The sequence below is a fragment of the Streptomyces sp. NBC_00102 genome, from assembly GCF_026343115.1.
In the GTDB taxonomy this organism is placed as follows: Bacteria; Actinomycetota; Actinomycetes; order Streptomycetales; family Streptomycetaceae; genus Streptomyces.
Genome location: NZ_JAPEMC010000001.1, coordinates 2,625,753 through 2,650,848, shown reverse-complemented (window position 1 = coordinate 2,650,848; position 25,096 = coordinate 2,625,753). Strand labels below are relative to the sequence as shown.

Here is a 25,096-nt window from a genome sequence, read left to right as displayed (position 1 = left end):
GAGGTCGACTTCTTCGGCAAGCCGGTCCTGGGAACCAAGGCCTCCAGCAGATCGGTTTCCACGTCTTCCAGACCGGCGAGAACGTCTCCTACGGCGGCCCGGCGAACATGCCGGCCATCACGTTCGAGATCAATCCGAACCTCACCGCGGCGCCGGGCACCACCTTCTCGTCGATGGTGTGGATGCCGCCCGCCTCACCGGTGACGAACCGCTGGAGTGGCTACCTGGACGCCACCACGACCGGTACCTGGATCCTCACGGGCAACGCGGGGACCGCGACCGGCTGCACCCTGGCGACCCCGTGCCCCTTCCCGCAGCTGAAGACCGCCCTCGACGACGGCGGCGAGCAGCCGACCCTCTTCACCGCCGCGGTGACCAAGGGCCGCGACTACATGTGGATCGGTGCCGTCGACGGTCTGCGGATCAACGGGACCATCTACGACTTCGAGGTCGACGGAGTCAAGGCGCGTCGCGCCGGCTGATCCCACGGCCCGACGGAGCGTCGCCGTCCGCGAGCGTGAGGCCGCGGACGACGACGCCCTCCCTTTCGACCGGTCGACCTCCGCGCGGGAACCCGCGGGTCGAGCCGGAACACCGACCACCAGGTCATGGTCCTGTCACGGATTCCTACCGATGTCGTGCCCCCGCCCGCGCACCATGAGTGATCCGTGACAGGGTCATGACCTGGTGGAGGGGCGTCGCCGTGATGCCGGTGCGCACCACGCCACGAGAATCGAGAGCCGAGAACGTCGGGACGAGGCGTCGGGACAAGGCGTCGAGGGATGACGAGACACAAGGGGGGCTGCATCCATGATGCGGCAACAGATCAAACTGGCGGCGGTCCTGGCGGTGGTGGTGCTGTCACTCACCGGCTTCTCCACCTCCAGCCACGGCCATGGCGGTTCGGGCCACAGCTCCGGCGGGGGCGGCGGATGCTCCAGCAACAGGTCGTCCAACGGCTACGGCAGCGGAACCGGCAACAGCAGCGGCTACGACGATGACGACGACTACGACTACGGTTCGGGCTCCGATTCGTCGTCCTCGTCCTCCGGCTCCACCGCCACGGCCACCGACGAACCCACCACCGACACCACCCCGGTGTCCAGCACCGACCCGACCGCCCGCGTCGTCACGTGCGCCCGGCCGGCCGACGGTTCGCGCAAGGCGGTGACGTACTCCGAGGTGGAACTCACCCCGACCAGCTACGGCACCGCCGAGGTCGAGATCAATGTGTCGTTCCTGGACTCGGCCGACAACAAGATCAGCATGGGCAGACTGCGGGTCGAACTCGACGCTTCCGACTCGCTCGACCCGCAGAGGTTCAAGGTGCAGATGACAAGCCCGGACAAGGTGGACGAGGTCTACCGGTGCGAGGCCGAGGCGGTCAACGTCCACTGACGCCCGGTCAACCGGCCCACCAGGGCGACGACACCGAGGGGCCTGGCGCGACGACCACCGGATCTCCGTGGTCGTCGCGCCGGGCCCCTGCCGTTTCCGGGTCCTTGCCGTCTCCCGGGCCCCTGCCGTCTCCGGGGCCCTGCCGTCTCCGGGCCTCACCGGCTCCGGGTCCCTGCCGTTTCCGGGCTTCACCGGCTCCGGACGCACGACGGCCGCGGTGGCTCCCCCTCCGCGCCACCGCGGCCGTTCCCCCGTGTCCCGCGGCTCCCCCGAGCCCCGGGCCCCCGTTGCGAAAAAAGACTGTCAGGTGACGGGCTCCGACGTGGCGTGCATGTCGTCGGTCGTCGCCGTTCCCCCGGTGGCCTGCGCGGTCAGCAGCTTCGAGGTCCCCGTGGCGTGCATGTCCAGCGTGGTCAGTTCCTCGGACGCCACCGCGGCTTCGGCGGTCACCTCGGTGCCGGTCGCGTGCATGTCCTGCGTCGTGAGCTTGGAGTCCTTCTTGGCGTCCGCCATGTTCCGCTCCCCTGCGTTTCTTCGTATCGGGTGGGCGATGCCCGTACGGCAGTTCCCCCGGGGACTGCCGTACGGGCATCGCGAGAGCCGCTCACCTTAGTGCCACGGCCCACCAGTCGCCCCGTCTGCCCCCCGATGCGACGGATCGACTGGAACCAAGAGTGGCGGGCCGCGATAAACGAATGATGAACGTCCGCTGACGGGGTGTTACGCGGGCATCACGGACGCGAACCGCTCCAGCAGAGCGCGCACCTCCGCGGCCTCGGGGAAGCCAGACCCGTCGTAGATCCCGAGTGCCTCGCGCCAGCAGACCTGCGCCCGGCCGAACTGCCCGATCCGGACCAATGCCTGACCGAGAACGGTGAGGACGTTGGCCTTCCGCCAGTCGCCTCCGATCCCGCGCAGCGCGGTCAGCGACTGCTCGGCCCCCGCGGCGGCCTCCACCGGCCGTCCGGCCGCGAGATCGACCTCCGCGAGCCGGAACAGGGTCATGCCCACCCACAGCCGCTGCCGGCTCTCGCGGAACACCGCCAGAGCCTCCTGAAGCCGGTCCGTGGCGTCGGTGAACGACCCGCGCCGCGTGAGCGCCATGCCCAGCGCGTAACGGCCGTTGGCGCTCCGCAGCGCGTGGCCCATCCCGTCGTAGATGTCCGTACCCCGCTGCGCCAGCTCCACCGCGCTGCTGGTCCGGCCGGTCGCCAGATGGATACGGGACAGGTTGCACAGCGCGCTCGCCTCGCCCGGCCGGTCCCCGACCAGCCGGAACGCCTCGATGGCCTGCGAGAAGTACGTCTCGCCGTCGTCGTGACGGTTCTGGTAGAGCGCCATGATCCCGAGCGCGTTCGAGGCCCAGCATCCCGGCAGCGGGTCGAGGGCCGGGTCGACCAGCACCATGATCCGCGCCGCCTCCTGCTCGGCCTGGTCGAACCGGCCCGAGGCGTGGTGCACATCGGCGAGGGTGACCAGGGCCCGCACCTCCGCGCGGCGGTCGCCGCAGTCCGAGGCCGCACCGAGCAACGCCAGCGCGGTCGTCTCGTACTCCTTCGCGTTGGCACCCGACTCCCCGAGGTCCAGCGCCGCCCACAGCAGGTCCACCGCGCGCCGCAGGGTCGCCGCCCCGGCCGACTGGCGTACGCAGGCGAGAAGCGGGGCCGCCTCCGTATACAGCCAGTCCCGTGCCGCGTGCCGGTCTCCGAAGGTCGACCCGGCCCGGCCGGTGTGCTCCAGATGGTCCACCAGCCGGTCGCCCGGCCGCTCCAGCGCGTACACACCGGCAGCCGTCGCGAGGTAGAAGTCGAGCAGCCGCGAGAGCGCGCGCTCCCGCTCCTCGGGCGGGTGCTCGTCGCGCTCGGCGCAGGCACGCGCGTAGAGCCGGACCAGATCGTGATAGCGGTACCGGCCCGGGGCCGCCGACTCCACCAGGGAGGTGTCGACCAGCGACTCCAGGATGTCCTCGGCGACCTGCGGCTCCAGATCGAGGAGCGCGGCGGCGGCCGTCAGGGAGACGTCGGGGCCGTCCGCCAGACCGAGAAGACGGAACGCGCGGGCCTGGGCGGGCTCCAACTGGCCGTAGCCCAGCTCGAACGTCGCCTTCACCGCGAGATCACCCGCCCGCAGTTCGTCCAGCCGGCTCCGCTCGTCGGCGAGCTTGGCCGCCAAAACCGACACCGTCCAGGTGCGGCGCGAGGCAAGCCGCGAGGCGGCGATACGGATCGCCAGCGGCAGGAATCCGCAGGCGCCCACCACGTCGAGCGCCGCGTCCCGTTCGGCGCTCACCCGCTCCTCACCGACGATCCGGGTGAAGAGCTGCATGGACTCGGCGGGGGACATCACGTCCAGGTCCACCAGATGCGCACCGGCCAGGTCGATCATCCGCACCCGGCTCGTCACCAGTGCCGCGCACCCCGGAGTTCCCGGCAGCAACGGCCTTACCTGCGCGGCATCGTGGGCGTTGTCCAGCAGCACGAGCACCCGGCGGCCGTCGAGGGCCGACCGGTACAGCGCGGCCCGCTCGTCCAGCGAGTCCGGAATCGCCGACTCCGGGGTCCCCAGCGCGCGCAGGAACGCACCCAGCACCGTCTCGGGCTCCGCGACCCGCGCCCCCGCACCCTGGAGATCCACGTACAACTGCCCGTCCGGGAAGTGGTTCCGCGACCGGTGGGCGACGTGCACCGCCAGCGTGGTCTTGCCCACGCCCCCGATGCCCGCCAGCGCCGACACCGCCATCACCGAACCCTCGGCCGTCGCCAGCCGGTCACCGAGTTCGCGTACGAACGCCTCACGGCCGGTGAAGTCCGCGACGGTCGCCGGGAGCTGGGCGGGCCGCACGGCGACCGGCGGCGCGGGCGCGGATTCGTCGGCCGGCCGGGCCAGCTCCTCGTCGGCCCGCAGGATGCGCTGCTGGAGCTGGGAGAGCTCGGCACACGGATCGACCCCCAGCTCCTCCGCGAGGAGCCGCCGGGTGTCCGCGTACACCGCGAGCGCCTCGGACTGCCGGCCGCTGCGGTACAGCGCCAGCATCAACAACTCGCGCAGCCGCTCCCGCAAGGGCTGCGCGGCGGTGAGCGCGGTCAGTTCGGAGACCGCCTCCGCGTGGTTGCCCAGCTCCAGCTCCAGGTCGAGCCGCGTCTCGGTCAGCTGCCGGCGCCACTCCTCCAGGCGGGTGCGCTGATTCTCCGCGTACGGCCCCGGTACCGAAGCCAGCGTCTCGCCGTCCCAGAACGCGAGGGCCTCCGCGACCAGGTCCCGGGCCCGCGCACGATCGCCGGAAGCCCGCGCCTTCTCCGCCGCACTCACCGACTCCTGGGCGAGCCGCACGTCGAGGGAACCCTCGCGGAGCCGGATCGCGTATCCGCCGGACTCGCTGACCAGCACGTCCTGACCGAGCGCCTTGCGGAGCCGGGAGGCGTACGTACGGATCGCCGCGAGCGCCCGCGGCGGCGACTCCTCACCCCAGATGGCGTCGATCAACTCCCCGGCGGTCGCGGTACGCCCGTCCCGGAGCAACAGCGCCGCCAGCAGGGCGCGCTGCTGCGGGGAACCGGAGGTCAGCGGTTCGTCGCCGAGCCGGACACGCACGGGACCGAGGACGGAGAAGTGCAACTCGGGGTGAGGAGACGGGGGGTGGGGCTGGTCCTCCGGCCGGGGCCGGTATTCGGGTTGCGGCTGGTCCTTGGGCCGGTCCTGCGGCTGGTTTTCCGGCCCGGGCCGGGATGCCGGTCGCGGCTCGGCTCCGGACACCGGCCCCTGCGCGGCGCGCTGTTCCGGAACGCGCACGCGTGGCCCGTCGTCGCGGTCCATGGATGCCCCCTGTCCTGCTTTCGCCCCGCCCGGTCGTGCTGTGGTCGCCGGCACCGGGGCGAGACGCGGGGGAGCACCCGGGTGTGACGTGGGGGCGCATCCGGATCGTCCGTACCGTGGATACCGCTGTCGACAGTCTGCCTTGTCGCGGGCTGCCCCGTCAGCACTGCGTGACGCTCTGCACAAGGCTTCGACAACGATCGCGGAACCTTGCCCAGCGGAGCGGGCGTTGGCGGTGTTTCGGAGCGGTGTTTCGGAGCGGTGTTTCGGAGCGGTGTTTCGGAAGGGGCGGCCCCCGGTACGGGCACGGGCTGTGCAGTCCGACCGGGGGCCACCTTTTTGCCGGGGGAGCGGTCAGACCTGGGCGATCGGCTGCTGCAGCTCGGTCACCCACTTCTCGCGGTCCTCGGGGCACTCCAGGCTGACCTCACGGGCGTAACCGGCCGACCGGTATCCGCTGGTGTCCAGCCAACGGGCGAGGACCTGCTCCGTGGAGAGAACGGAGTCCATAGAGCCCCGGTGCACGATGGTGGCCGCCTCGAACGAGGGCAGCTCCACCACCTTTACCCCGGTGTCGCCGACCGGCCCGACCGGTGCGGAGACCGTCACACCGGCGTGCACGAGGACCGCACCGGTCGTGGTGTCCCCGCCCGGGGCGTCCTCGTACCGGGCGATGCCGGGACCGGTGGGCGTGACGCCTGCCGCGGCCAGCGACGGGAGCAGCCGCTCGTACAGGGGGACGATCACCGGGGTGATGTCCTGCGGCCGGTAGCTTCCGGCGGTACCGGTCAACTCGGCGATCCGTACCGCCGGAACCTGCTTGATGACGATGTCGTCGGTGTCCATGCGTCCCTCACTCTCGATCGTCCGGAGTCGCGCCTCCACCTGGTTCAGCCGTGCTGCCGCCGCTGCCATCGCCGCTTCCAGCTCCGCACGTCTCAGCCGCAACATCCCGCCCAGTTCCTGGGCGGTGATCTCGTCGTCGAGGATGCTCGCGACCTCTTGGAGCGTGAAGCCGAGATCCTTGAGGGCGATGACGCGGTTGAGGCGGGCCAGTTGGGCGGCGCCGTAGAAGCGGTAACCGGTGGCCGGGTCGATACGGTCCGGACGCAGCAGCCCGATCGCGTCGTAGTGACGCAACATGCGGGGCGATACCCGTCCGTACCGGGCGAAATCTCCGATGGTGAACATGATGTCTCCGAGTTCACGGCTTCACACGGTGTGAGAGTCAAAGGGCTGTCCCGCAATTCGTGGTGGATCAGTGCGCGGCGTCGGATGCGGTGCATCGCAAGGCGGAGGAGCGTTCGCATACTGGATGTATGGGGACGTTCCGACAACGCGGCGAGGTGCCGTAGCTGTCGTCGCGCACCCACCAGGAACTGCGGGACAGCCCTAAGGCGGGTGCGGAACCGCATGCGGCACGTGGGGAGTCGGGGCCGGAGAATGCGGCGGGGCGACAACCGTAAAGGAAATGCGGCGCGGACTGCGGGCGCGAGCATCTGCACGGGTAAAGGCAGGAGCCCCGCCCTTGCCGAAGCAAGGGCGGGGCTCCTTGGGTACTGCATGCCGGCCGCGATCGACCGACCCGGGCAACTAGGCCGGGGTGACGTTCTCAGCCTGCGGGCCCTTCGGACCCTGAGTGACGTCGAAGTTCACGACCTGGTTCTCCTCGAGGGAGCGGAACCCGGACGCGTTGATCGCGGAGTAGTGAACGAAGACATCCGGGCCGCCGCCGTCCTGGGCGATGAAGCCGAAGCCCTTTTCAGCGTTGAACCACTTGACGGTTCCGGTAGCCATAAAGCCCTCCTTGGGCCAAAGGGTTGCCCTGCTCCAGAACCTGCAAAGAAGTCTGAAAACTACAAAAGCCTGCGGGTTACATGCTCCGCAGGCTTTGTACTGCAAGGGAAACCAAACTGCAACTTGCGGGCGAGCCTAGCACGCAGCCTCTGGGGAGCGGTAGAGGGAAAGATCACTTCACTCGAATGTTTGATTGGGCGGTCCGATAGGTGGCCGGCGGGCCGGGTGGCGGGTGTGCGGGGGCTCCGGGACGGCCCGCACGGAGGGCGTGCGGAGGGGGCGCGGAAGGGGTGGCCGGGAGGGGCGTGAGGGGGCGCGGAAGGGGTGGTGCGGGGAGAGGGCGAGGGAGGGGTCAGCAGGGGGCGGGCAGAGAGCGGATGGAGAGCGGATGGAGGGAGGTGAGGCGAGGGGAGCGCCCGTCCGGCAGGTGCCGGCGGGCGGAGGTGACCGGAGGTGCGGTGCAGGGCGTGCGATCACCGCGCGGGGGGCTGCCCTGGCCGGACGGGTCGGATGGGCCGGATGGGCTGGATGAGCCGGATGTGCCGGACGGGTCGGATGTGCCGGACGGGTCGGATGAGGGGGATCGATGGGTCGTACAGGGGGGAGGTGAGCCGGCGGACGTCCAGGACCGGCGGAGGTCCGGGGCCGAGCCGGCTCCGGACCTCCGCCGCTCCGGCCTCGGGTGCGACCTCGGTCCGACCTCGGGTGTTGCCCCGGTGGTGCTGTCCTCCGGCCGCAGGTCTAGCCTCGCGATGTGGACAATTCAACCGTCTCTCCCGTCGAAAGCGGCCATCGCCGCAGCCGGCCCCGCGTCGGCCACATCCAGTTCTTGAACTGCCTTCCCCTCTACTGGGGACTGGCACGGACAGGGACCCTGCTCGATCTGGAGCTGTCGAAGGACACCCCGGAGAAGCTCAGCGAGCAGCTGGTCAAGGGCGACCTGGACATCGGCCCCATCACCCTGGTGGAGTTCCTGCGCAACGCCGACGACCTGGTCGCGTTCCCCGACATCGCTGTCGGCTGCGACGGCCCCGTCATGTCGTGCGTGATCGTGTCGCAGGTGCCCCTGGAGCAGCTCGACCACGCCCGGGTGGCCCTCGGCTCGACCTCCCGTACGTCCGTCCGGCTGGCCCAGCTGCTGCTCGCCGAGCGCTACGGGGTGCAGCCCGACTACTACACCTGCCCGCCCGACCTCGCCGCGATGATGCAGGAGGCGGACGCCGCCGTGCTGATCGGCGACGCCGCGCTGCGCGCCAACCTGCACGACGCCCCGCGTCTCGGCCTCCAGGTCCACGACCTGGGCGAGATGTGGAAGGAGTGGACGGGACTGCCGTTCGTTTTCGCCGTCTGGGCAGCCCGCAAGGACTACCTGGCCGCCGAACCGGAGTACGTCGACAAGGTGCACAAGGCGTTCCTGGCCTCGCGGGACGTGTCCCTCGAAGAGGTCACCAAGGTCGCCGAGCAGGCCGCTCGCTGGGAGGCATTCGACGCGGAGGTGCTGGAGAAGTACTTCACCACACTCGACTTCCGCTTCGGCCCCGACCAGCTCGCGGGTGTCAAGGAGTTCGCCCGGCGGACCGGCGGCTCCACCGGCTACCCCGACGACGTGCACGTCGAGCTGCTCGGCAGCTGACCCCCTCTCCCCCGTCCGGCTGTCCCCCTGCCTGCCTGTCCCACCCTGTCCCCTCCCTGCCCCGGCCCGCCGTGGCCGACGCCGGGTGCTGCGGCGGGCGGGCGGTGCGGCGGGCGGTGCGGCGGGCGGTGCGGCGGGCGGTGCGGCGGGCGGGCGGTGCCGGCCCGGCCGGGTAGTGGCTGGGCCTCCCCGTACCCGTGCTCGTGCCCGTACCTGTGCTCGCGCTCGTGCTCGCGCCCATACCTGTGCTCGTGCCCGTGCCCGTGCTCGTGCCCGTCCCCGTGCCTGGCGGGTGTCTCCGGGGCCAGGGATGCGCATCTCCGAGGGGCTGCGCGCCTGCCCCGGCCCGAACGCGCGCCTGACGGCACGGGTCCGTGCCGTACCCGGGGCAACCCGAGGGTGTCCGCGGGCCGCGCCCCCGAGGTGCCCGGGCGGCCGCTTCGGCGTGCGGTGCCGACGGCCATGTGCGCAGACGCCTGAGCCTTCCCCTCGCGACGTCCCGTCCTCGGCGATCCGTTCCTCCCTCTTCGCGTTTTTCGCCAGCTCCTCGCCCCTTTCTTTCGCTTCCCGGCTTTCACGCCCTTTGGTGTTTTTCTTCCGGCTAGCCCGTTTCCGCGTGAGCCGTTTGCGTACCGGCATCGGGGCGGATGGCGCGAAGGTGGAACACGAGGGGGCGGCCATGCGCGAAGAGATCGCGGGTCTCCCGTCGGTGGCGCCTCCTCCCGTGTCTTCGCGCCTCCTCTGCGCGTCCTGATGGCGATGACCGGAGTGCGGGATCTTTTGGTGTGCGCACCAACGAATTGCCGTTCGCTCGCTGTCGTCGGCGTTCTCTCCCGGCTACTCCTGATTTCTCCTCCCCTATTCCTTCCGGCCGTTTTTCTCTCCGGCCCTGGTCTTCCTTCTCCGCGTTCCGTGTTCCTTGTTCCTCGGGCTTCTCTTTCCGCTCATGTGCTCTCCGCCCGTCGGTAACTCCGCGGTTCTCGTGTCCGCGCCTTTCGTATGTCCGTCGGGGCTTTCCCCGGCGGTGGAGAGTGGAAGGAGGAGGGGCGGGGAGGGGGTGCGGGGGCAGGGAGAGGGTGTATTCGGAATGCCTCATTCCGCTACCTGTCGTCGCCCATCGCGTCACGCCCTTTCCGGCGGAAGGGAATAGGTGGACCGTTTCCCGGGACCGGGCAGCGGGCAGCCCTTACGCTTCGGTCGAGGTCCAGTCGCTTCACAGGGGAGTCGCCATGCAGCCGCTGGAAGCCGGCGAACCGCGCACCATCGGCGCCTACCGACTGCTCGGCAGGCTCGGTGCGGGCGGCATGGGGCGGGTCTACCTGGGGCGGAGCGCGGGTGGCCGGACGGTCGCGGTGAAGGTGGTGCACCCGCACTTCGCCCTGGACGAGCAGTTCCGGGCCCGGTTCCGGCGCGAGGTGGAGTCCGCCCGGCGCGTCGGGGCCAGGTGGACCGCTCCGGTGCTGGACGCGGACCCCGACGCGCCGGTGCCGTGGGTGGCTACCGGATACGTGGCGGGGCCCTCCCTCGCGCATGCGGTGACCCGTCACGGCGCACTGCCCGAACGGGCGGTACGGGCACTGGGCGGCGGCCTCGCGGAGGCACTGGGCGCCGTGCACGAGCAGGACATCGTCCACCGGGACGTGAAGCCCTCCAACGTCCTCCTCGCGCTCGACGGCCCCCGGCTCATCGACTTCGGTATCGCCAGGGCCCTCGGCGCCACCGTCTCGCTCACGTCCACCGGGGTATCGGTGGGTTCGCCGGGCTACATGGCGCCCGAGCAGATCAGGGGCAGCGACATCTCCGGCGCGGCCGACGTGTTCTCGCTCGGCGCGGTCCTCGCGTACGCCGCCACCGGCTCCGCGCCCTTCCCCGGCGACTCCTCCGCCGTGCTCCTCTACAAGGTCGTCCACGAGGAACCCGAACTGGGCGATCTCAGGGGCGGGCTGAGGGACCTGATCGCCGCGTGCCTGGCGAAGGACCCGGCTGCGCGCCCCACCCCGTCCGCCGTCGCCGGTGCACTCGCCCCCGGCGGTGCGGCCGCGCTGGTGGCGGCGGGCTGGCTGCCGTCCGAGCTCGTCCATGAGGTGAGCCGGGACGCCGTGGCCCTGCTCGACCTCGAACCCCAGGAGGGCCCGGTGCTCTCGGGCCCCGTCCCCTTCAGCAGCGCCTCGCTCGACGCGCGTCCGGCCGACGTGCGAGGCGGCGAGGACCGTACGGCGGCACCCGAGGACGGCAGCAGCGAAGCGAAGGCGAGCGCCCACTCCTCCGAAGCCGGGTCCTTCGGTGCGCCGTCCTCCGAATCCCGGTCCGCCGACGTCCAGTCCGTGGGCGCCCTCGGGGTCTTCGGCCCGCCGATCCCGCTGCCGGCCGACCGGCCCGGAGAGCGCTCGCCCTCGGATTCGCCCCACGCCCCCCACGGACCGCGGTTCTCCGTCTCCATGAGCGCCGACAGGCTCCCCGAGCAACGGCCCGGGGCCCGTCCGGGGCGGAGGGTGAGCTGCACCGTCGCGCTGGCCGTCGCGGGTGCGCTGGCCGTGGTGGGCCTGACGTCGGGCATGCTCGGTGACCTGTTGCCCTGGGGCAGTTCCGGTGAAGCCAGTAAGCGCAGCACCGACAGCGCCGCCTCGCCGCCCTCCACCTCCCCCTCCGCGCCCACGGACTCGCCCACCGGTGCCTCGGCCGGTACCGGCTCGGCAACGCCGTCCGGCGGCACCTCCTCCTCCCCGCCCGCCCCCGGCGACGACGACCCCGGAGACGGCGAAGGGAGCGGCGGCGGAGGGGACGACGAGATCGCCGCACTGCCGAAGGCGTTCGTGGGGACCTGGTCCGGGCCGACCCTCGAACGCTCCGGCGCCTCCCACGGCACCCTCACCGCCGTCTTCACCCCGGGGAAGAAGGACCAGGACGTCGTACGGATGACCCAGTCGATCAGCTACCTCGGTTCGCAAGTCTCCTGCTCCAGCATCGGGACGCTCTCCTCAGGCAGCACCGCGAAGGTGCTGAAGATCCATGAGCGCTCGGTTCCCGACAGCTCCGCGAGCCTGTTCTGCACCGGGGCGGACGCGGAACTGACGTTCACCCTGAACAAGGACGGAACCCTCGTCTACCGGTCGTACGAAGAGGCCGCCGGACTTCCCACCGGCACGCTGACCCGGTCCGGCGGCTGAACGCGGCAGGGGCTGGCGTAGGCTGATTCGGTCCGTGGAACCGTCGAAACACCGCCGAAAGGTGACAGCCCGGTGATCGAGAAGGCCGACCTTCAGCCCATCCTCGACCGCGCCGCCGAAGGCGGGCGGATCTCCGCGGAGGAGGCGCTCGACCTGTACCGGTCGGCACCGCTGCACGCGCTCGGAGCAGCGGCCGACGCCGTGCGCCGCCGCCGCTACGCGGGTACGGAGCACATCGCGACGTACATCATCGAGCGCAACATCAACTACACCAACGTGTGCGTCACGGCGTGCAAGTTCTGTGCCTTCTACGCCGCGCCGAAGGACACCGCCAAGGGCTGGTCCCGCGACCTCGACGACATCCTGCGCCGCTGCGCGGAGACCGTCGAGCTGGGCGGCACCCAGATCATGTTCCAGGGCGGCCACCACCCGGACTACGGCGTGGAGTACTACGAGGAGCACTTCTCCGCCATCAAGAAGGCGTTCCCGCAGCTGGTGATCCATTCGCTGGGTGCCTCCGAGATCGAGCACATGGCCCGGATCTCCAAGGTGTCCGCCGAAGAGGCGATCCGGCGCATCCACGCCGCCGGTCTCGACTCCTTCGCCGGTGCCGGTGCCGAACTCCTGCCGGCCCGACCGCGCAAGGCCATCGCTCCGCTGAAGGAGTCCGGTGAGCGCTGGCTGGAGATCATGGAGATCGCGCACAACCTCGGTGTCGAGTCCACCTCCACCATGCTGATGGGCACCGGCGAGACCAACGCCGAGCGCATCGAACACCTCCGCATGATCCGTGACGTGCAGGACCGTACGGGCGGTTTCCGCGCCTTCATCCCGTACACCTACCAGCCGGAGAACAACCACCTGAAGGGCCGCACGCACGCGACGCTCTTCGAGTACCTCCGCATGATCGCCATCGCGCGCCTCTTCCTCGACAACGTCGCGCACATCCAGGGCTCCTGGCTGACCACCGGCAAGGAGGTCGGCCAACTGTCGCTGCACTACGGCGCGGACGACCTCGGCTCGATCATGCTGGAGGAGAACGTCGTCTCCTCGGCCGGTGCCAAGCACCGCTCCAACCGCCTGGAGATCATCGACCTGATCCGCAAGGCGGGGCGGGTGCCCGCGCAGCGCGCCACCACCTACGAGCACCTGGTCGTCCACGAGGACCCGGCGCTCGACCCGGTCGACGACCGTGTCGTCTCGCACATCTCCTCCACCGCTCTCGCGGGCGGTACCGCCCACCCCGAGCTGAAGCTCCTCGACGCCAACTGAGCGCCGACCCCCGTCCGGCATCGCCTCCTCCTTCCCTCTCTCCCCGACCGCTCCGGGCCAGGTGCTCTTCGTGCTGACGATTCACGCCGCCGATCTGCTGCTGCCCGGCCCCGGGCAGCGGGCTGTCGCCGGGGGTGCGCTCCTCGTCAGGGACGGGGCCGTCGCGGCCGTCGGCCCGTCCGAGGAACTCGCCGCCGCGCATCCGACGGCCCGGGTGCGCCGCTGGCCCGGGCTGCTGACGCCCGGGCTCGTCCAGCCGCAGGGCAGCGCACTGCTGGAACGGGCCTACCACCCCGACCCCCGGGAGTCGGACGCCCTCGGCACCGAACCCCTGACCGGGGCCGGGCTGAACGGCGTGGAGATGAGCGACAGCAGGTGGGGAGCGAGTGCGCGGCGCGGGGTACAGCGGATGCTCGCCCACGGCACCGTCGCCGTCGCGGGGCCGTTCAGCCGGCCCGCGGTGGCGGACGCGGTGCGGCGGTCGGGGATGCGGCTCCTCGGCGGGGCCCCGGCCGAGGAGACCGGTGAGCGGATCTCTCTGGACCCGCTCGCCTGGCGTCGTACCGCAGCCGAGGCGTTCGCCGCCCCGCCGCTCGACGCCCCGCCGTTCGACGCCCAGAGCCGGTCCGCGGACTTCGCGGTCTTCGACGCCCCCGACGAGGAGACCCTTCTCGAGGTGGGCGCGGCCTGCTGCGTCGTCACCGTCCTCGGGGGACGGATGGTCTACCGGCGACGTTGAGACGGAAGCGAGGCGGAGCTGAGGTTGGGCGGCCTTGCCCCGGTCTCTGCTCGCGTCACATCCCCTCCATCGGATGCTGGACCGCGTACCGGACCAATAGGGTGATCCGGCCGTCCTGCGCGATCTGGCGCAGCTTCTCGACCGCGACGGGCGAGGACTTCCCGTGCTCGTCGTCCGGCGCCACGGAGAGGTCGACCAGATTGTCCTGGTAGGTGAAGCTGATCCGCACGCCCGTGGTGTCCTCGGAGTTGACGGGGGCGGTCCTCGCGGTGCCCCATATGCCGCCTCGCATCATGAACGTGTAGCAGGTGCTCTGTTTCGCGGGGACGTCCTCGCACTTCTGTTCACCCGTCTTCTCCCCGTCCGCGGGGCGGACCGAGAAGGTGAGGGGGAAGGTGAACTCCCCGGTTTTGAGTTGGTACTGGCTGACGCGCAGGTCGACCGGGTGCACCTCGCCGACGGTGTAGAGCATGTCGTCGAGCTCCTCGGCGACCCCCTGCTGGAACTCCACTTGGATCTTGCGTTCGGCGGCGGGCAGATCCGCCATGGAGAACTCGCCGGGCGAGGGCTCCACGTGCACCGGCTCGCGGTCGTGGCCGTCGACGTGCTCGGCGTCCGCCAGGATGTCCGGGTCGACGGTGAAGGGAAGGTCGGGGTCCGAGTTCGTGACGGCGGGCGTGGTTCCGCCGTCCGGCCAGGGAGACGTCGAGGCGAGGATGCCGAGGGCCATCACCGCCGTCACTCCTGCGCCGAGGGCCACCTGGCGGCGGGCACGGCGTCTGCGGCCCTGGACGACGGCGCCGGCGACCAGGTCGCCCGGCAGCGGCGCCCGGCCCGTGGCCTCCTCCATGACGGACCTCAGCAGATCGGCCATCTCCCGCTCGACGTCCGTGGGATCGGTCAGCATGGTTTTCCACCTCTTCTTTCAGGCCTGGACGGTGTAGGTGCGGGCGTCACCGAGCTGCTCGCGCAGCCGGGCGAGAGAACGGGAGCACTGGCTCTTCACGGTGGACTCGCTGCACCGCATCAGTGAGGCGACGGTCTCCACGCTCAGGTCCTCCCAGTAGCGAAGGACGACCATCGCCCGCGCCCGGGGTGGCAGTTCGGCCAGGGCGGACAGAAGGGTGACCGTCAGCTCAGGGCTGATGTCGGCGGCGGGCGGAGCCACCGGGGTGTGCGCGAGGAGGTCACGGATGCGCCGTCTTCGCTCGGCGAGATAGGTGCGCGTCAGCACGGTCCTGGCGTAGGCGTGCGGCGAGTCGGCCGCACCCACCCGGCGCCAGTGCTGGAACAGCTTGGCCAGCGTCGTCTGCGTGAGGTCCCGTGCGTTCTCCGCGTTGCCGCAGAGGAGGTAGGCGGTCCTGTACAGCCGGCGTTGGTTCACGCGGGCGAAGTCCTCGAAGCTTTTGGCACTCATGGGGTCGGTCGAATCCCGGCCCGGTCCTGTGTCCATCTGTCCCCCCGTCCTGCTTCCGGGACGGCCTGTCCGTCCAGTCCGTCCTGTCTCCCTTCTCTGAGCACCCTCGCCGGAGAAAGGTTGAGAGGAAGTGGAAACTCGTCGCGGGCGGGTCGTACCGGCCCGGCGCGCCACCCCGGGTGGCCCCCGCGAACCCCGTCGGTACGGGCTGCTTGAATGGGTGGGTGACCCGAGCATCCCTGGAAAAGCAGCCGCACGAAGTCGCCTCGATGTTCGACGACGTGGCGCGAAGGTACGACCTGACCAACGACGTGCTCTCGCTCGGACAGGCCCGGCTCTGGCGCAAGGAGGTCGCCAAGGCGGTCGACGCGCGCCCGGGGCAGAAGATCCTGGACCTGGCCGCCGGTACGGCCACCTCGTCGCAGCCGTTCGCGCAGGCCGGCGCCTACGTCGTCCCCTGCGACTTCTCGATCGGCATGCTGAAGGTCGGCAAGGAGCGCCACCCCTGGATGCCGTTCACGGCGGGCGACGGGACGAAGCTCCCGTTCAAGGACGAGACCTTCGACGCGGTCACCATCTCCTTCGGGCTCCGCAACATCCAGGACACCGACGCCGCGCTGAGCGAGCTGTACCGGGTCACCAAGCCCGGCGGCCGGGTCGTGATCTGCGAGTTCTCGCAGCCCACCTGGACGCCGTTCCGCACGGTGTACCTGGAATACCTGATGAAGGCGCTGCCGCCGCTCGCCATCGCGGTGAGCAGCAACCCGGACGCCTACGTCTACCTCGCCGAGTCCATCCGCGCCTGGCCCGACCAGGCCGGACTCGCGACCCTGCTGCAGAAGGCCGGCTGGTCGGACGTCGCGTGGCGCAACCTCACCGGCGGCGTGGTCGCGCTGCACCGGGGCGTACGCGCCTGAGCGCCGCGCCCGAGCACGCGCGGCCCCGCCCCTGAAGCACGGGGGCAGCCTTCAGGCCCCCAGCCCCAGCCGGTAGCAGAGCGCCGTGCGCGGGACCCCGGTGGTGATCTCGTACGACTCGGCGAGGCGCATCCCCAGCCGTTCGGCGACCGCGACCGAGCGGCGGTTGCGCGAGTCGATCATCGCCACGACCTCGTCGACGCCCGCCGCCCGCACCCGTTCCAGTGTGGCGCGGGCGGCGACGGTGGCGTACCCGTTTCCCCAGGCGGCGCGCCCCAGGCGCCAGCCGATCTCGATCGCTCCGACCGGTCCGAACGTGGCGTGCGGCCACGGCTGCGCGCCCGTGAAGCCCAGCACTTCGCCGGCCTCGTCGGTCAGCGTCCAGAGACAGAAGCCGAGTTCGGCGTCGTGACGCCGCTGGCGCGCGGTCAGCTCCTCGTACACCGAGAACTCCGCGCGCCGGCCGCCGTGGAACTCCATCACCTCCGGGTCGTCGAAGGTCCGGTACCAGCTCAGGGCGTCCTCGTCGGTGGGGACCCGCAGGCGTACCACCGGGTGGGAGGAAGGCGCGATCGTCATCGGGGAGCCCTTCGGTAAGTTGATCTGCCGGTCCCCATAGACTGCATGGGACCGGTGCCCCGCGGCACGCGATTTCGAGTCTTCGGGAGATCCGACCGTGACCGAGCCCCTCTCCGAACACAGCGCGGACGTGATCGTCGTCGGAGCGGGCCCAGCCGGCTCCACGACCGCGTACTACCTCGCCAAGGCCGGGCTCGACGTCCTGCTGCTGGAGAAGACCGCGTTTCCGCGGGAGAAGGTCTGCGGCGACGGTCTCACCCCCCGTGCGACCAAGCAGTTGGTCTCCATGGGCATCGACATCTCCGAAGAGGCCGGCTGGTCGCGGAACAAGGGCCTCCGCATCATCGGCGGCGGTGTCCGCCTCCAGCTCGACTGGCCCGACCTCGCCTCGTACCCGGACTACGGCCTCGTCCGCAAGCGCGACGACTTCGACGAACAGCTCGCCCGTCAGGCGCAGAAGGCGGGCGCGCGGCTGTACGAGCGCGCCAACGTCGGCGCCCCGATCATCGACGAGCGCACCGGCCGCATCACCGGCGTCCACGCCAAGCTCGGCGAGGAGAAGACCCCGGTCACCTTCCACGCCCCGCTCGTCGTCGCCGCCGACGGCAACTCCACCCGGCTCTCCCTCGCCATGGGCCTGCACCGCCGCGAGGACCGCCCGATGGGCGTCGCGGTCCGTACGTACTTCACCTCGCCCCGCCACGACGACGACTACCTGGAGTCCTGGCTCGAACTCTGGGACCGGCGCGGCCCGCAGGACCGTCTGCTGCCCGGGTACGGCTGGATCTTCGGCATGGGCGACGGTACGTCCAACGTCGGCCTCGGCATCCTCAACTCCTCCTCCGCCTTCCGCGAGCTGGACTGGCGCGAGGTCCTCAAGGCCTGGTGCGCGTCGATGCCGGCGGACTGGGGCTACACCCCGGAGAACATGACGACGCCCATCCGCGGCGCCGCCCTCCCGATGGCCTTCAACCGCCAGCCGCACTACACCAAGGGCCTGTTGCTCGTCGGTGACGCGGGCGGCCTCGTCAACCCGTTCAACGGCGAGGGCATCGCGTACGCGATGGAGTCCGGCCAGATCGCCGCCGACGTCATCGTGCAGGCCACCGCCCGCGCGACCCCGGCCCAGCGCGAACTGGCCCTGCACAACTACCCGAAGATCCTCAAGGACACCTACGGCGGCTACTACACGCTCGGCCGGGCGTTCGTGAAGATCATCGGCAACCCGAAGATCATGAAGATCGCCACGCAGCGCGGTCTCACTCACCCGCTGCTGATGAAGTTCACCCTGAAGATGCTGGCCAACCTCACCGACCCGACGGGCGGCGACGCGATGGACCGCATCATCAACGGGCTGTCGAAGGTGGCCCCGAAGGCTTGAGGCCACAAGGGGCGGGGCCGGGCGCGGGTGCGTCCGGCCCCGCCCCGGCGTGTGCTCCCGTCCGGCCCGGGAGCCCTCGACTTTTCTTTCGGTGAGCCCGGCGCGCCCCGACGAGTTTTTGTCGGTCCGACTGTCTTCCTTACGTACAGAGCCTGTGGACGACGGAAGATCAGGGAGCGAGCCCGTGCGTATCGTCATCAGTGAATTCATGAGCCTCGACGGCATCGTGCAGGCGCCGGGCAGCCCCGAGGAGGATACGGATGGCGGGTTCACGCACGGCGGCTGGTCGCATCCGTACTTCGACCCGGAGATCGTGGGCGGGACCTTCGACGACGTCCTGGCCAAGGCCGACGCGCTGCTCTTCGGGCGCCGTACCTGGCAGACGATGGCCGGGGCGTGGCCGGACCGGGCGGGCGACCCGTTCGCCGACCGGATGAACACCATCGCGAAGTACGTGGTGTCGGGGACGCTCTCCGCCCAGGACCTGGTGTGGGCGAACACCACGCTCATCCCGGGCGGTGACGCGGTCGGCCGCATCCGTGCGCTGCGCGAGGCCGGAGGCGGCGATCTGGCGGTCATGGGCAGTCCTACTCTCGCCCGGACCCTCCTGAGCGAGGGCCTGGTCGACGAGCTGCGGCTGATGATCATGCCGGTGCTGCTCGGCGGCGGTAAGACGATCTTCCCGGCGGACGGCGGCCTGCGCGCCCTGGAACTGCTCTCGACGGTCACCAGCCCCGCCGGGGTGAACGTGTGCACCTACCGCCCGGCTGCCGCGCATGCCTGATCGACTCGTACGAACGCCTGGTCGAGTGTGGTGACCTGGGCCGTGTAATGCCTTGCGCCACGTCCGGGCGACGCACACCATCGGGTCCATGAGAGCAGACGTGCGGTACGACGACGATGCCCTGGTACTCACGAGCGACCCGACGGAAGAGGGCCTCTACCACCTCCCTCGTGCCGGACACCCCGTGGACGGGAACCACCGCCGGGCGCTCACCCTCGCGGAGGCGCTGCACGTGCGGATCCGGCCGGTCGGTACGGCGGAGGAGGTGCTCCGGGAGTGGTCCGTCAGCGGCCCGAAGAGCGGCACGGTGCGGTGGAAGGACCCGACGACATCCGTGCCCAAGCGCGTACGGGCCGGAGCGATAGTCATCCGCGACGGGCAGATCCTGCTCATCCGGCAGTCCGACCGCCGCTACACCTGGTACGAGATCCCCGGCGGCGGTGTGGAGGCGGGGGAGACCCTGCACGAGGCGGTGCTGCGGGAGCTCCGCGAGGAGACCGCGCTCGGCGGGAGCGTGGCGGGGGAGGTGGCCCGGGTCTGGAAGGAAGAGACCCGGCAGCACTACTTCCTCGTACACGCCGAAGGGGAGGTCGGCGCCGAGGAGCAACTCGACAACTACGGCGGCCGGCCCGTGTGGAGGCCGGTCGCCGACCTGCCCGGGACCGCGCTCTGGCCTCGGCGCCTGAGCTGGCGCATCGCCCACTGGCATGACGCCGGGTGGCCTGCGACCCCGATCGAACTGGCCGACAGCGTCAAGGACTTGGGAAAGCCCTGTACGTGGTAGGCGCGGGGCGCCGAGGTCCGTTGGCCGGACCGTGGCCGGGGCAGACTTCGCGGCCGGTGTACGTCGCACCCCGCGTGCGACAGCTGTACGTACGTCAACGGGCGTACGTTCCAGTCCAGGTGGCGGCCCCTGCGGAGCCTGAGCAGGAACCCGCAGGGCTCGCCCCGGTACAGCGCGCCGAGGGCGGGAATCCAGCCGCCGTGATCCGCCCACCGGCGTGCCCGGTCGGCCTCGTGCGGGGGGAGGCCGAGGAGATGGCTGGCGCGGAGCTGGCTGCGGATGACGCGGATCGCGTCGTGCGGGGTGGGCAGTACGCGGAGGTCCACGGGTTCGGGTACGAGGCCGGTCGCCGGTCCGTAGCGGAGTACCTCGAAACGTAACCCGGTCCGCCGGTGCGCCTCGGCGGGGGTGGGGGTCGTCCGGAGCGAGTTGGGCATGGTGGACCGTCCGATCGCGGTGTCGGGGTGCCGCTCCCCCTCGCGCGGCTGACGGCGGGGCGAAAGAACGGCCGGAGGCCCTGTTCGTCAACCAGCCTGCGGGCAGGGTGCTTTACGTCGGTTCAGCGCCGGAGAAGGTGCGCTTCGGCGACCGGAGGCGACGTACGGTGACGGTTGCGTTACCGAGCTATCGGGCGCAACCGTGGTACGTCCCAATGTTGGGCCGATCTGCTGGCCCCTGCCCGAGGAGCGGGCAGGGGGGAGGGAGGTCAGATCAGATGGTCGAACTCGCCTGCTTTGACGCCGAGGATGAACGCGCGAAGCTTGGCGACGCTCGTTGTGACCACAACTTCGGGTTCGTCGCTCTCGCGCACTCTGATTGATCCGTCAACAGGCGCCAGCTCGATACAGCTCTGGTTGTCATCAGCCCCCGAGAAGGAGGATTTCTGCCACTTGATTGCGTCGGTCATGCCGATGGACTCACATTTCTTGTGCGATGTGTTGGATGAAATCTGTCGACTTCTCGGTACTGAGCGAGATCGATTCGATGGAGTCAAGAAGCGCTCGATATCGTGCGAGTTGCGCCTCGGCGTCCAGGAACCCGGCATCGAACGCGCTGTCCAGTTGGACCGTGTCCAGGGCGGGGATGATCGCGCCGGCGTAGAGCATCGAGTGCACCGAGCCGGTGATCCGCGCGCCGAACGGGATGACGCGAATCGTGACGGACGGCCAGGATGAGACAGTGCAGAGGAAGGCGAGTTGCTCCCTCATCGCCGCAGCGTCGCAGTACTGCATGCGCAGGGCGGCCTCGTGGATGAAGGCCTCGAACGGTGTGGGGGCGGGGCGGTCGAAGATGTCGCGGCGCCGTATCCGGTGTTCGACTCGTGCGTTCAGTTCGGAAGCGGGCAGGTCTGAGATTCCGCTGCGAATGAGGTCGCGCGCGTACGCCTCGGTCTGAAAGATTCCAGGGATCGTCAGCATCTGGATCGCGCGGAGATACGTTGCTTTGTACTCAAGCTCGGCGAGATCCAGGAATCCCGGCGACAGTATTCCGCGATATTCGTCCCACCACCCCTTGGGTCGTTCCTCGGCCATGCTCGCGAGTGCGTCGATGAGGTGTTTGTCGGTGGCTGAGTAGTGAGCGGCGAGGCGGCGCACGCGCTCGTCGCTCACCCCGTACCGACCTGACTCGATGTGACTGATCTGGGCGCGTTCGCCACCGAGATAGGCGGCGGCCTGACTGCCTGACAGGCCTGCCCTCTCGCGTAGCTTGCGCAGCTCTGCGCCCAGACGCCGCTGACGGGCGGTCGGGTAGCTCCTTGGCGGCATGTGGTCCTCCCTTTGGTGCGGGTATGAGTGTGCCGCGCCTCCCTGCTGCCGGTCCACTCGTATGGGTGTTACGGCAGTCCCACTGTTGTGCCGTCACACCGTTGTGCCCTAGCGTCCGGGTTGCTGGAAGTCGGCGATGGGACATGTCGAAGTGCAGCCGCGCGAAGGCCCATTGGCATGCCTGGCGCGGCCACCGCCACGGCGTAGGCCAGGCCGGCTGAGCCCTGAGAACACCTCGCGTAGGGAGAACTCGTCATGACCGTCGTAGCAACTCCGCCTCCGCCCGCCCCGCCGCTGGGCGCCCTGCCCCGACGCGGTGACCGTTACCGCGTGGTGGCGCCCAACAACGCCCACGCCCCCAAGCTGGTGCGGGACTTCGTTGCCACACTCCTGCGACTGACTGGGCATCCCGCTCTGGTTGACGACGCCCGGCTGTGCGTGAGCGAGGTGGTGGGCAACGTGTACTGCCACACGAGGTCCAGGCTGATCCGCGTGGACGTGGCGATCGCCCCGCACCAGGTCAGGGTCCACGTGACCGACGACCAGCCGGACCCGTTGCCGCTCTCCGCTCCGGGGCCCGGCGCGGAGAGCGGCCGGGGGCTGATCATCGTGGACCGGCTGTCCTTGCGCTGGGGGGCCACCGTGCAGGGGCGGGGGACGCGGCAGACGAAGACGGTCTGGTTCGTGTTGACGGAGCCCGTACCGGAGCCCGCTCCGTAGCCGTACGGGATCGGCGGGGGCGTCGAGCGGGCTGTCAGTGGTCGGCGGCCCGTCCGAACAGGCCGCTCCTGGGGATATCCCCACCCCGCTCGCTGGCCCCAGCAGCACCGCCGATCGGCGTGCCAACCGGATGTTCCCGGAGCGCTCACCGCCGGAGGATGAATGACATCCGATGGCAAACCAGACCAGGCACCGAGGATCACCCATGTCACGCATACGCCCGCCCCACCGACCTACCCGCCGCGCACTGTCCGCCGTAGCCCTGCTGGCGGTGACCGGCGGGATCGTCACGGCCTGCGGCGAGGAGAACTCCGCCGCTCCGAAGGCGATCCCGAAGGCGGCGGCGTCCGAATCCTCGGGGACGGGACGCGCGGACGGGTCGAAGCTGCGCATGGTCGACAGCGACGGCCACCGCGTCGCGTTCCACATCACCGCGGGGCACGGCCCCGCCATCGTCCTCGACTCGGGGGGCGGCGAGGACTCCTCGTACTGGAAGGACATCGCTCCCCGGCTCCACGCGGACACCGGTGCGACGGTCATCACGTACGACCGGGCCGGCCTCGGCCAGAGCGAGGTGGTGCCCGGTCCGTGGGACGTGGAGGGCGCCGTCAGCGACCTGAAGACGGGGCTCACCGAGCTGGGGGTCACCAAGGACGTGATCCTGGTGTCCCACTCGCAGGCCGGCGAGGTTGCGACGTACTTCACCAAGGAGAACCCGAAGATGGTCTCCGCCTCTGTACTCGTGGACGCCAACCTGCCCCCGTTCTTCACGGACGAGGAGATCACCCGGCTCGTCGCCGCGAGCCGGCCGGAGGTGGACGCCGCGAAGAAGGACCCCACCGCGCCCGCGAACCGTCAACTGATCGAGACCGCCGAGAACTTCACCCCGGCACACCAGGCATACAACAAGATGTCCTGGCCGGACAGTGTCCCCGCAGACGTCATCGTGTCGGAGAAGACCCCCTTCGACGGATCGCCCGAGGACGCCCAGCGCTGGCGCGACGCCGCCGCGACCTTCGTCCAGCAGGCGCCGAACCGGACGCTCGTCACCGCGACCGGCAGTTCGCACGACGTCCCGAAGGACCGGCCCGACTTCGTGGTGGAGCAGATCGAGAAGATGGTGTCGGCGCAGGGCTGACCCGGCCGCCCTGGAGCGGGCGTGCGACGCCCGGGGCGCGGGCAGCCCACGCAGGGCGCGCGAGCCGGGCGGGCGGGTGCGCACATGGGCTGGTGGGACGGGTGCGCACCGGCTGGTACGGCTTGTGCGCGGGTGCCGGTAAACCTGCACGTCTCGCGTCCCCTATAGGGATGAACCGGGACGCATCCTCTCGCCGGGGGGTTCCGGGCCTGATCATGATGAGCCCTGTCTCGGTGACGTCCCTCAGTTTCCGTGCCCGCCGTTCCGGTGGGCCGCTGGGGCGTGCGCAGACGGAGGAGCATCACATTGTCCGGTCAGCAGGCTGAGCAAGGTGTAGGGGAGTTCGCGGTCGGCGGGGCGGTCCACGCCGAGGCGCCGATCACGGGTCCGGCGTCCCGGCCCGACGAGGAGTGGGAACTCCCCAACGGCTTCGCCCGCGTCTTCTACGGCGAGAACAACGACGGCATCCGGAAGCCCGTCCTCCTGGCCGACGGCTTCAACCTCGGCCCCTCCGACCTTGAGAAGCTCTTCCACGGTCTGGACGGCGGCGAGTACGCCCTCCTCACCGAGATCCGCCGGTCCGGCCGGGACGTCGTCCTCATCGGCTACGACGAGCGCAGCGCCTCGATCCTCGACAACGCCAAGACCGTCACCGCCGCGATCCAGCGCACCATCGCGGAGCGGGAGGGGAACGCCCCGCTGACCGTGGGCGGCTTCAGCATGGGCGGGATCATCACCCGCTACGTCCTCGCCAAGCTGGAGGGCCAGGGCATCGACCACCAGACGGCGCTCTACTTCTCCTACGACAGCCCGCACCGGGGCGCCGTCATCCCCATCGGGCTCCAGGCCTTCTCCTACTTCATCCCCATGGCCAACAAGTTCGCCCGGCAGATGGACAGCCCGGCCGCACGCGAGATGCTCTGGCGCCACTACGACCCGGAGACCGAGAGCGTCGAAGTCGCCCCTGAGCGCGAGAAGTTCCTCGCGGAGCTGCGCTCGGTCGGATTCTGGCCGCAGATTCCCCGCCTTATCGCGGTGGCCAACGGCCGCGGCGACGGCCTGGGGCCGGCCATCAACCCGGGCCAGGTCGCGCTCGCCAGCGTCGGCCCGCTGATCTACCCCGGCACCACCTTCTACACCCAGGCCGAAGGCCACGAGGCCGTCGTCGCCGAACTGAAGCGGCTCTTCCTGGCGGCCGGGAAGACCATCACCACCAGCGGCTTCCCGGAGCTCGACGGTGCGCCCGGCGGCACGCTCGACTCGTACGGCATCCTCGGCGCGATGCTGGAACAGTTCGGCGCCGAGATCGAACTCAACCACCCCGACATCTGCTTCGTCCCGACCGTGAGCGCCGTCGCCATCCGCGACATCGACCAGCCGGACGACCTCTACGCGAACGTCGACGGACTGCCGCCGGAGGAGAGCGACCTCGACGAGTTCCTCTGCTCGTCCGAGACCACCGGGCACACCCGGATCACCGAGCAACTCGGCGGCTGGCTCCTGGAGCGGCTGCCGGAGTAGTTCCCCACCCGGGCAACTGGTCACCGTGCACCCCGACTGGCAGCCGAGCGGAGGGGTGCCCGGCTGGGGCAGGAGAGGGCTGCAGGGGGCGGGTTCGCGTGCGGCGCCGCCCTTTGGGGAGCCAAGAGGGGCGCGCGAAGGGCTTGGCGGGCGAGGGAGCACCCGACATCTGCTTCGTAGGAGCAGCGGTGGCGGGGCTGGCTCCCCGCACGCGCGGGGAGCACACCCTGACCGACGCCTCGAACCACAAGTACACGGGACCATCCCCGC

General features: G+C 70.4%; 22 protein-coding genes. 13 read left to right on the top strand and 9 right to left on the bottom strand.

Annotation, left to right across the window (positions count from 1 at the left end; genetic code table 11):
- The first annotated feature begins 107 nt into the window (after window positions 1-107).
- Both OHA55_RS11685 and OHA55_RS11680 read left to right on the top strand, forming a co-directional pair.
- Window positions 108-482: a hypothetical protein gene (locus OHA55_RS11685; RefSeq protein WP_266705472.1), complete on the top strand. Its 375-nt coding sequence runs from the start codon at window positions 108-110 to the stop codon at window positions 480-482.
- Window positions 483-810: 328 nt separating this feature from the next.
- On the top strand, window positions 811-1,398 hold the full coding sequence (locus OHA55_RS11680; protein ID WP_266705470.1) for a hypothetical protein: 588 nt from the start codon (window positions 811-813) through the stop codon (window positions 1,396-1,398).
- A gap of 303 nt (window positions 1,399-1,701) precedes the next feature.
- Here the strand turns inward: OHA55_RS11680 and OHA55_RS11675 are convergent, their stop codons facing one another.
- From OHA55_RS11675 to OHA55_RS11660, 4 genes are all read right to left on the bottom strand, one after another.
- Window positions 1,702-1,911, bottom strand: a complete 210-nt coding sequence (locus OHA55_RS11675) for a hypothetical protein (RefSeq protein ID WP_266705468.1) — start codon at window positions 1,909-1,911, stop codon at window positions 1,702-1,704.
- A gap of 207 nt (window positions 1,912-2,118) precedes the next feature.
- Entirely contained in the window at window positions 2,119-5,013 is a 2,895-nt protein-coding gene (locus OHA55_RS11670) for an AfsR/SARP family transcriptional regulator (protein WP_266710568.1), read from the bottom strand.
- A 552-nt stretch (window positions 5,014-5,565) separates the two neighbouring features.
- Complete coding sequence (locus tag OHA55_RS11665; protein WP_266705466.1) at window positions 5,566-6,402, bottom strand: MerR family transcriptional regulator; 837 nt, start codon at window positions 6,400-6,402, stop codon at window positions 5,566-5,568.
- A gap of 402 nt (window positions 6,403-6,804) precedes the next feature.
- Entirely contained in the window at window positions 6,805-7,008 is a 204-nt protein-coding gene (locus OHA55_RS11660; RefSeq protein ID WP_003967102.1) for a cold-shock protein, read from the bottom strand.
- A 754-nt stretch (window positions 7,009-7,762) separates the two neighbouring features.
- On the opposite strand from OHA55_RS11660, the gene OHA55_RS11655 reads away from it, so the two are divergent.
- From OHA55_RS11655 to OHA55_RS11640, 4 genes are all read left to right on the top strand, one after another.
- Window positions 7,763-8,641 carry a menaquinone biosynthetic enzyme MqnA/MqnD family protein gene (locus tag OHA55_RS11655; protein WP_266705443.1) on the top strand — a complete coding sequence of 293 codons (879 nt, stop codon included), beginning with the start codon at window positions 7,763-7,765 and terminating at the stop codon, window positions 8,639-8,641.
- Between the two features lie 1,229 nt (window positions 8,642-9,870).
- On the top strand, window positions 9,871-11,808 hold the full coding sequence (locus OHA55_RS11650; protein ID WP_266705441.1) for a serine/threonine-protein kinase: 1,938 nt from the start codon (window positions 9,871-9,873) through the stop codon (window positions 11,806-11,808).
- Window positions 11,809-11,880: 72 nt separating this feature from the next.
- Complete coding sequence (gene mqnC / locus OHA55_RS11645; protein WP_266705439.1) at window positions 11,881-13,080, top strand: cyclic dehypoxanthinyl futalosine synthase; 1,200 nt, start codon at window positions 11,881-11,883, stop codon at window positions 13,078-13,080.
- 70 nt (window positions 13,081-13,150) lie between these two features.
- Window positions 13,151-13,819 (top strand): hypothetical protein, encoded by a 669-nt coding sequence (locus tag OHA55_RS11640; protein ID WP_266705437.1) that lies wholly within the window; start codon window positions 13,151-13,153, stop codon window positions 13,817-13,819.
- 55 nt (window positions 13,820-13,874) lie between these two features.
- Here the strand turns inward: OHA55_RS11640 and OHA55_RS11635 are convergent, their stop codons facing one another.
- The gene (locus OHA55_RS11635) at window positions 13,875-14,726 is read right to left on the bottom strand and encodes a hypothetical protein (RefSeq protein ID WP_266705435.1); all 852 of its coding nucleotides are present in this window, start codon (window positions 14,724-14,726) and stop codon (window positions 13,875-13,877) included.
- 18 nt (window positions 14,727-14,744) lie between these two features.
- Complete coding sequence (locus OHA55_RS11630) at window positions 14,745-15,236, bottom strand: SigE family RNA polymerase sigma factor (RefSeq protein WP_266705433.1); 492 nt, start codon at window positions 15,234-15,236, stop codon at window positions 14,745-14,747.
- A 224-nt stretch (window positions 15,237-15,460) separates the two neighbouring features.
- Here OHA55_RS11630 and OHA55_RS11625 point away from each other — a divergent pair, with 224 nt between their 5' ends.
- Window positions 15,461-16,153, top strand: coding sequence for a demethylmenaquinone methyltransferase (locus tag OHA55_RS11625; protein ID WP_266705431.1), 693 nt, complete (start codon window positions 15,461-15,463; stop codon window positions 16,151-16,153).
- Window positions 16,154-16,204: 51 nt separating this feature from the next.
- On the opposite strand, the gene OHA55_RS11620 is transcribed toward OHA55_RS11625, so the two are convergent.
- On the bottom strand, window positions 16,205-16,732 hold the full coding sequence (locus OHA55_RS11620; protein WP_266705429.1) for a GNAT family N-acetyltransferase: 528 nt from the start codon (window positions 16,730-16,732) through the stop codon (window positions 16,205-16,207).
- 97 nt (window positions 16,733-16,829) lie between these two features.
- Here OHA55_RS11620 and OHA55_RS11615 point away from each other — a divergent pair, with 97 nt between their 5' ends.
- From OHA55_RS11615 to OHA55_RS11605, 3 genes are all read left to right on the top strand, one after another.
- Window positions 16,830-18,113: a geranylgeranyl reductase family protein gene (locus tag OHA55_RS11615; protein WP_266705427.1), complete on the top strand. Its 1,284-nt coding sequence runs from the start codon at window positions 16,830-16,832 to the stop codon at window positions 18,111-18,113.
- A gap of 184 nt (window positions 18,114-18,297) precedes the next feature.
- Window positions 18,298-18,897 (top strand): dihydrofolate reductase family protein, encoded by a 600-nt coding sequence (locus tag OHA55_RS11610; protein WP_266705425.1) that lies wholly within the window; start codon window positions 18,298-18,300, stop codon window positions 18,895-18,897.
- 88 nt (window positions 18,898-18,985) lie between these two features.
- On the top strand, window positions 18,986-19,681 hold the full coding sequence (locus tag OHA55_RS11605) for an NUDIX domain-containing protein (RefSeq protein WP_266705423.1): 696 nt from the start codon (window positions 18,986-18,988) through the stop codon (window positions 19,679-19,681).
- A gap of 706 nt (window positions 19,682-20,387) precedes the next feature.
- On the opposite strand, the gene OHA55_RS11600 is transcribed toward OHA55_RS11605, so the two are convergent.
- Entirely contained in the window at window positions 20,388-20,588 is a 201-nt protein-coding gene (locus tag OHA55_RS11600; RefSeq protein WP_266705421.1) for a DUF397 domain-containing protein, read from the bottom strand.
- A gap of 10 nt (window positions 20,589-20,598) precedes the next feature.
- Complete coding sequence (locus OHA55_RS11595; protein WP_266705419.1) at window positions 20,599-21,447, bottom strand: helix-turn-helix transcriptional regulator; 849 nt, start codon at window positions 21,445-21,447, stop codon at window positions 20,599-20,601.
- A gap of 255 nt (window positions 21,448-21,702) precedes the next feature.
- On the opposite strand from OHA55_RS11595, the gene OHA55_RS11590 reads away from it, so the two are divergent.
- The 3 genes from OHA55_RS11590 (at window position 21,703) to OHA55_RS11580 (ending at window position 24,826) form a co-directional block, all read left to right on the top strand.
- Window positions 21,703-22,167 (top strand): ATP-binding protein, encoded by a 465-nt coding sequence (locus OHA55_RS11590; protein WP_266705417.1) that lies wholly within the window; start codon window positions 21,703-21,705, stop codon window positions 22,165-22,167.
- Window positions 22,168-22,372: 205 nt separating this feature from the next.
- Window positions 22,373-23,305 (top strand): alpha/beta fold hydrolase, encoded by a 933-nt coding sequence (locus OHA55_RS11585; RefSeq protein WP_266705415.1) that lies wholly within the window; start codon window positions 22,373-22,375, stop codon window positions 23,303-23,305.
- Window positions 23,306-23,611: 306 nt separating this feature from the next.
- On the top strand, window positions 23,612-24,826 hold the full coding sequence (locus OHA55_RS11580) for a triacylglycerol lipase (RefSeq protein WP_266705413.1): 1,215 nt from the start codon (window positions 23,612-23,614) through the stop codon (window positions 24,824-24,826).
- Window positions 24,827-25,096 lie beyond the last annotated feature (270 nt).

What these genes read in the sequence shown, in the direction of transcription:
- OHA55_RS11685 (WP_266705472.1), top strand. Translation starts at nt 108, where the DNA reads ATGCCGGCCATCACGTTCGAGATCAATCCGAACCTCACCGCGGCGCCG.
- OHA55_RS11680 (WP_266705470.1), top strand. Translation starts at nt 811, where the DNA reads ATGATGCGGCAACAGATCAAACTGGCGGCGGTCCTGGCGGTGGTGGTG.
- OHA55_RS11675 (WP_266705468.1), bottom strand. Translation starts at nt 1,911, where the DNA reads ATGGCGGACGCCAAGAAGGACTCCAAGCTCACGACGCAGGACATGCAC.
- OHA55_RS11665 (WP_266705466.1), bottom strand. Translation starts at nt 6,402, where the DNA reads ATGTTCACCATCGGAGATTTCGCCCGGTACGGACGGGTATCGCCCCGC.
- OHA55_RS11660 (WP_003967102.1), bottom strand. Translation starts at nt 7,008, where the DNA reads ATGGCTACCGGAACCGTCAAGTGGTTCAACGCTGAAAAGGGCTTCGGC.
- OHA55_RS11650 (WP_266705441.1), top strand. Translation starts at nt 9,871, where the DNA reads ATGCAGCCGCTGGAAGCCGGCGAACCGCGCACCATCGGCGCCTACCGA.
- OHA55_RS11635 (WP_266705435.1), bottom strand. Translation starts at nt 14,726, where the DNA reads ATGCTGACCGATCCCACGGACGTCGAGCGGGAGATGGCCGATCTGCTG.
- OHA55_RS11630 (WP_266705433.1), bottom strand. Translation starts at nt 15,236, where the DNA reads ATGAGTGCCAAAAGCTTCGAGGACTTCGCCCGCGTGAACCAACGCCGG.
- OHA55_RS11620 (WP_266705429.1), bottom strand. Translation starts at nt 16,732, where the DNA reads ATGACGATCGCGCCTTCCTCCCACCCGGTGGTACGCCTGCGGGTCCCC.
- OHA55_RS11605 (WP_266705423.1), top strand. Translation starts at nt 18,986, where the DNA reads ATGAGAGCAGACGTGCGGTACGACGACGATGCCCTGGTACTCACGAGC.
- OHA55_RS11600 (WP_266705421.1), bottom strand. Translation starts at nt 20,588, where the DNA reads ATGACCGACGCAATCAAGTGGCAGAAATCCTCCTTCTCGGGGGCTGAT.
- OHA55_RS11595 (WP_266705419.1), bottom strand. Translation starts at nt 21,447, where the DNA reads ATGCCGCCAAGGAGCTACCCGACCGCCCGTCAGCGGCGTCTGGGCGCA.
- OHA55_RS11590 (WP_266705417.1), top strand. Translation starts at nt 21,703, where the DNA reads ATGACCGTCGTAGCAACTCCGCCTCCGCCCGCCCCGCCGCTGGGCGCC.
- OHA55_RS11585 (WP_266705415.1), top strand. Translation starts at nt 22,373, where the DNA reads ATGTCACGCATACGCCCGCCCCACCGACCTACCCGCCGCGCACTGTCC.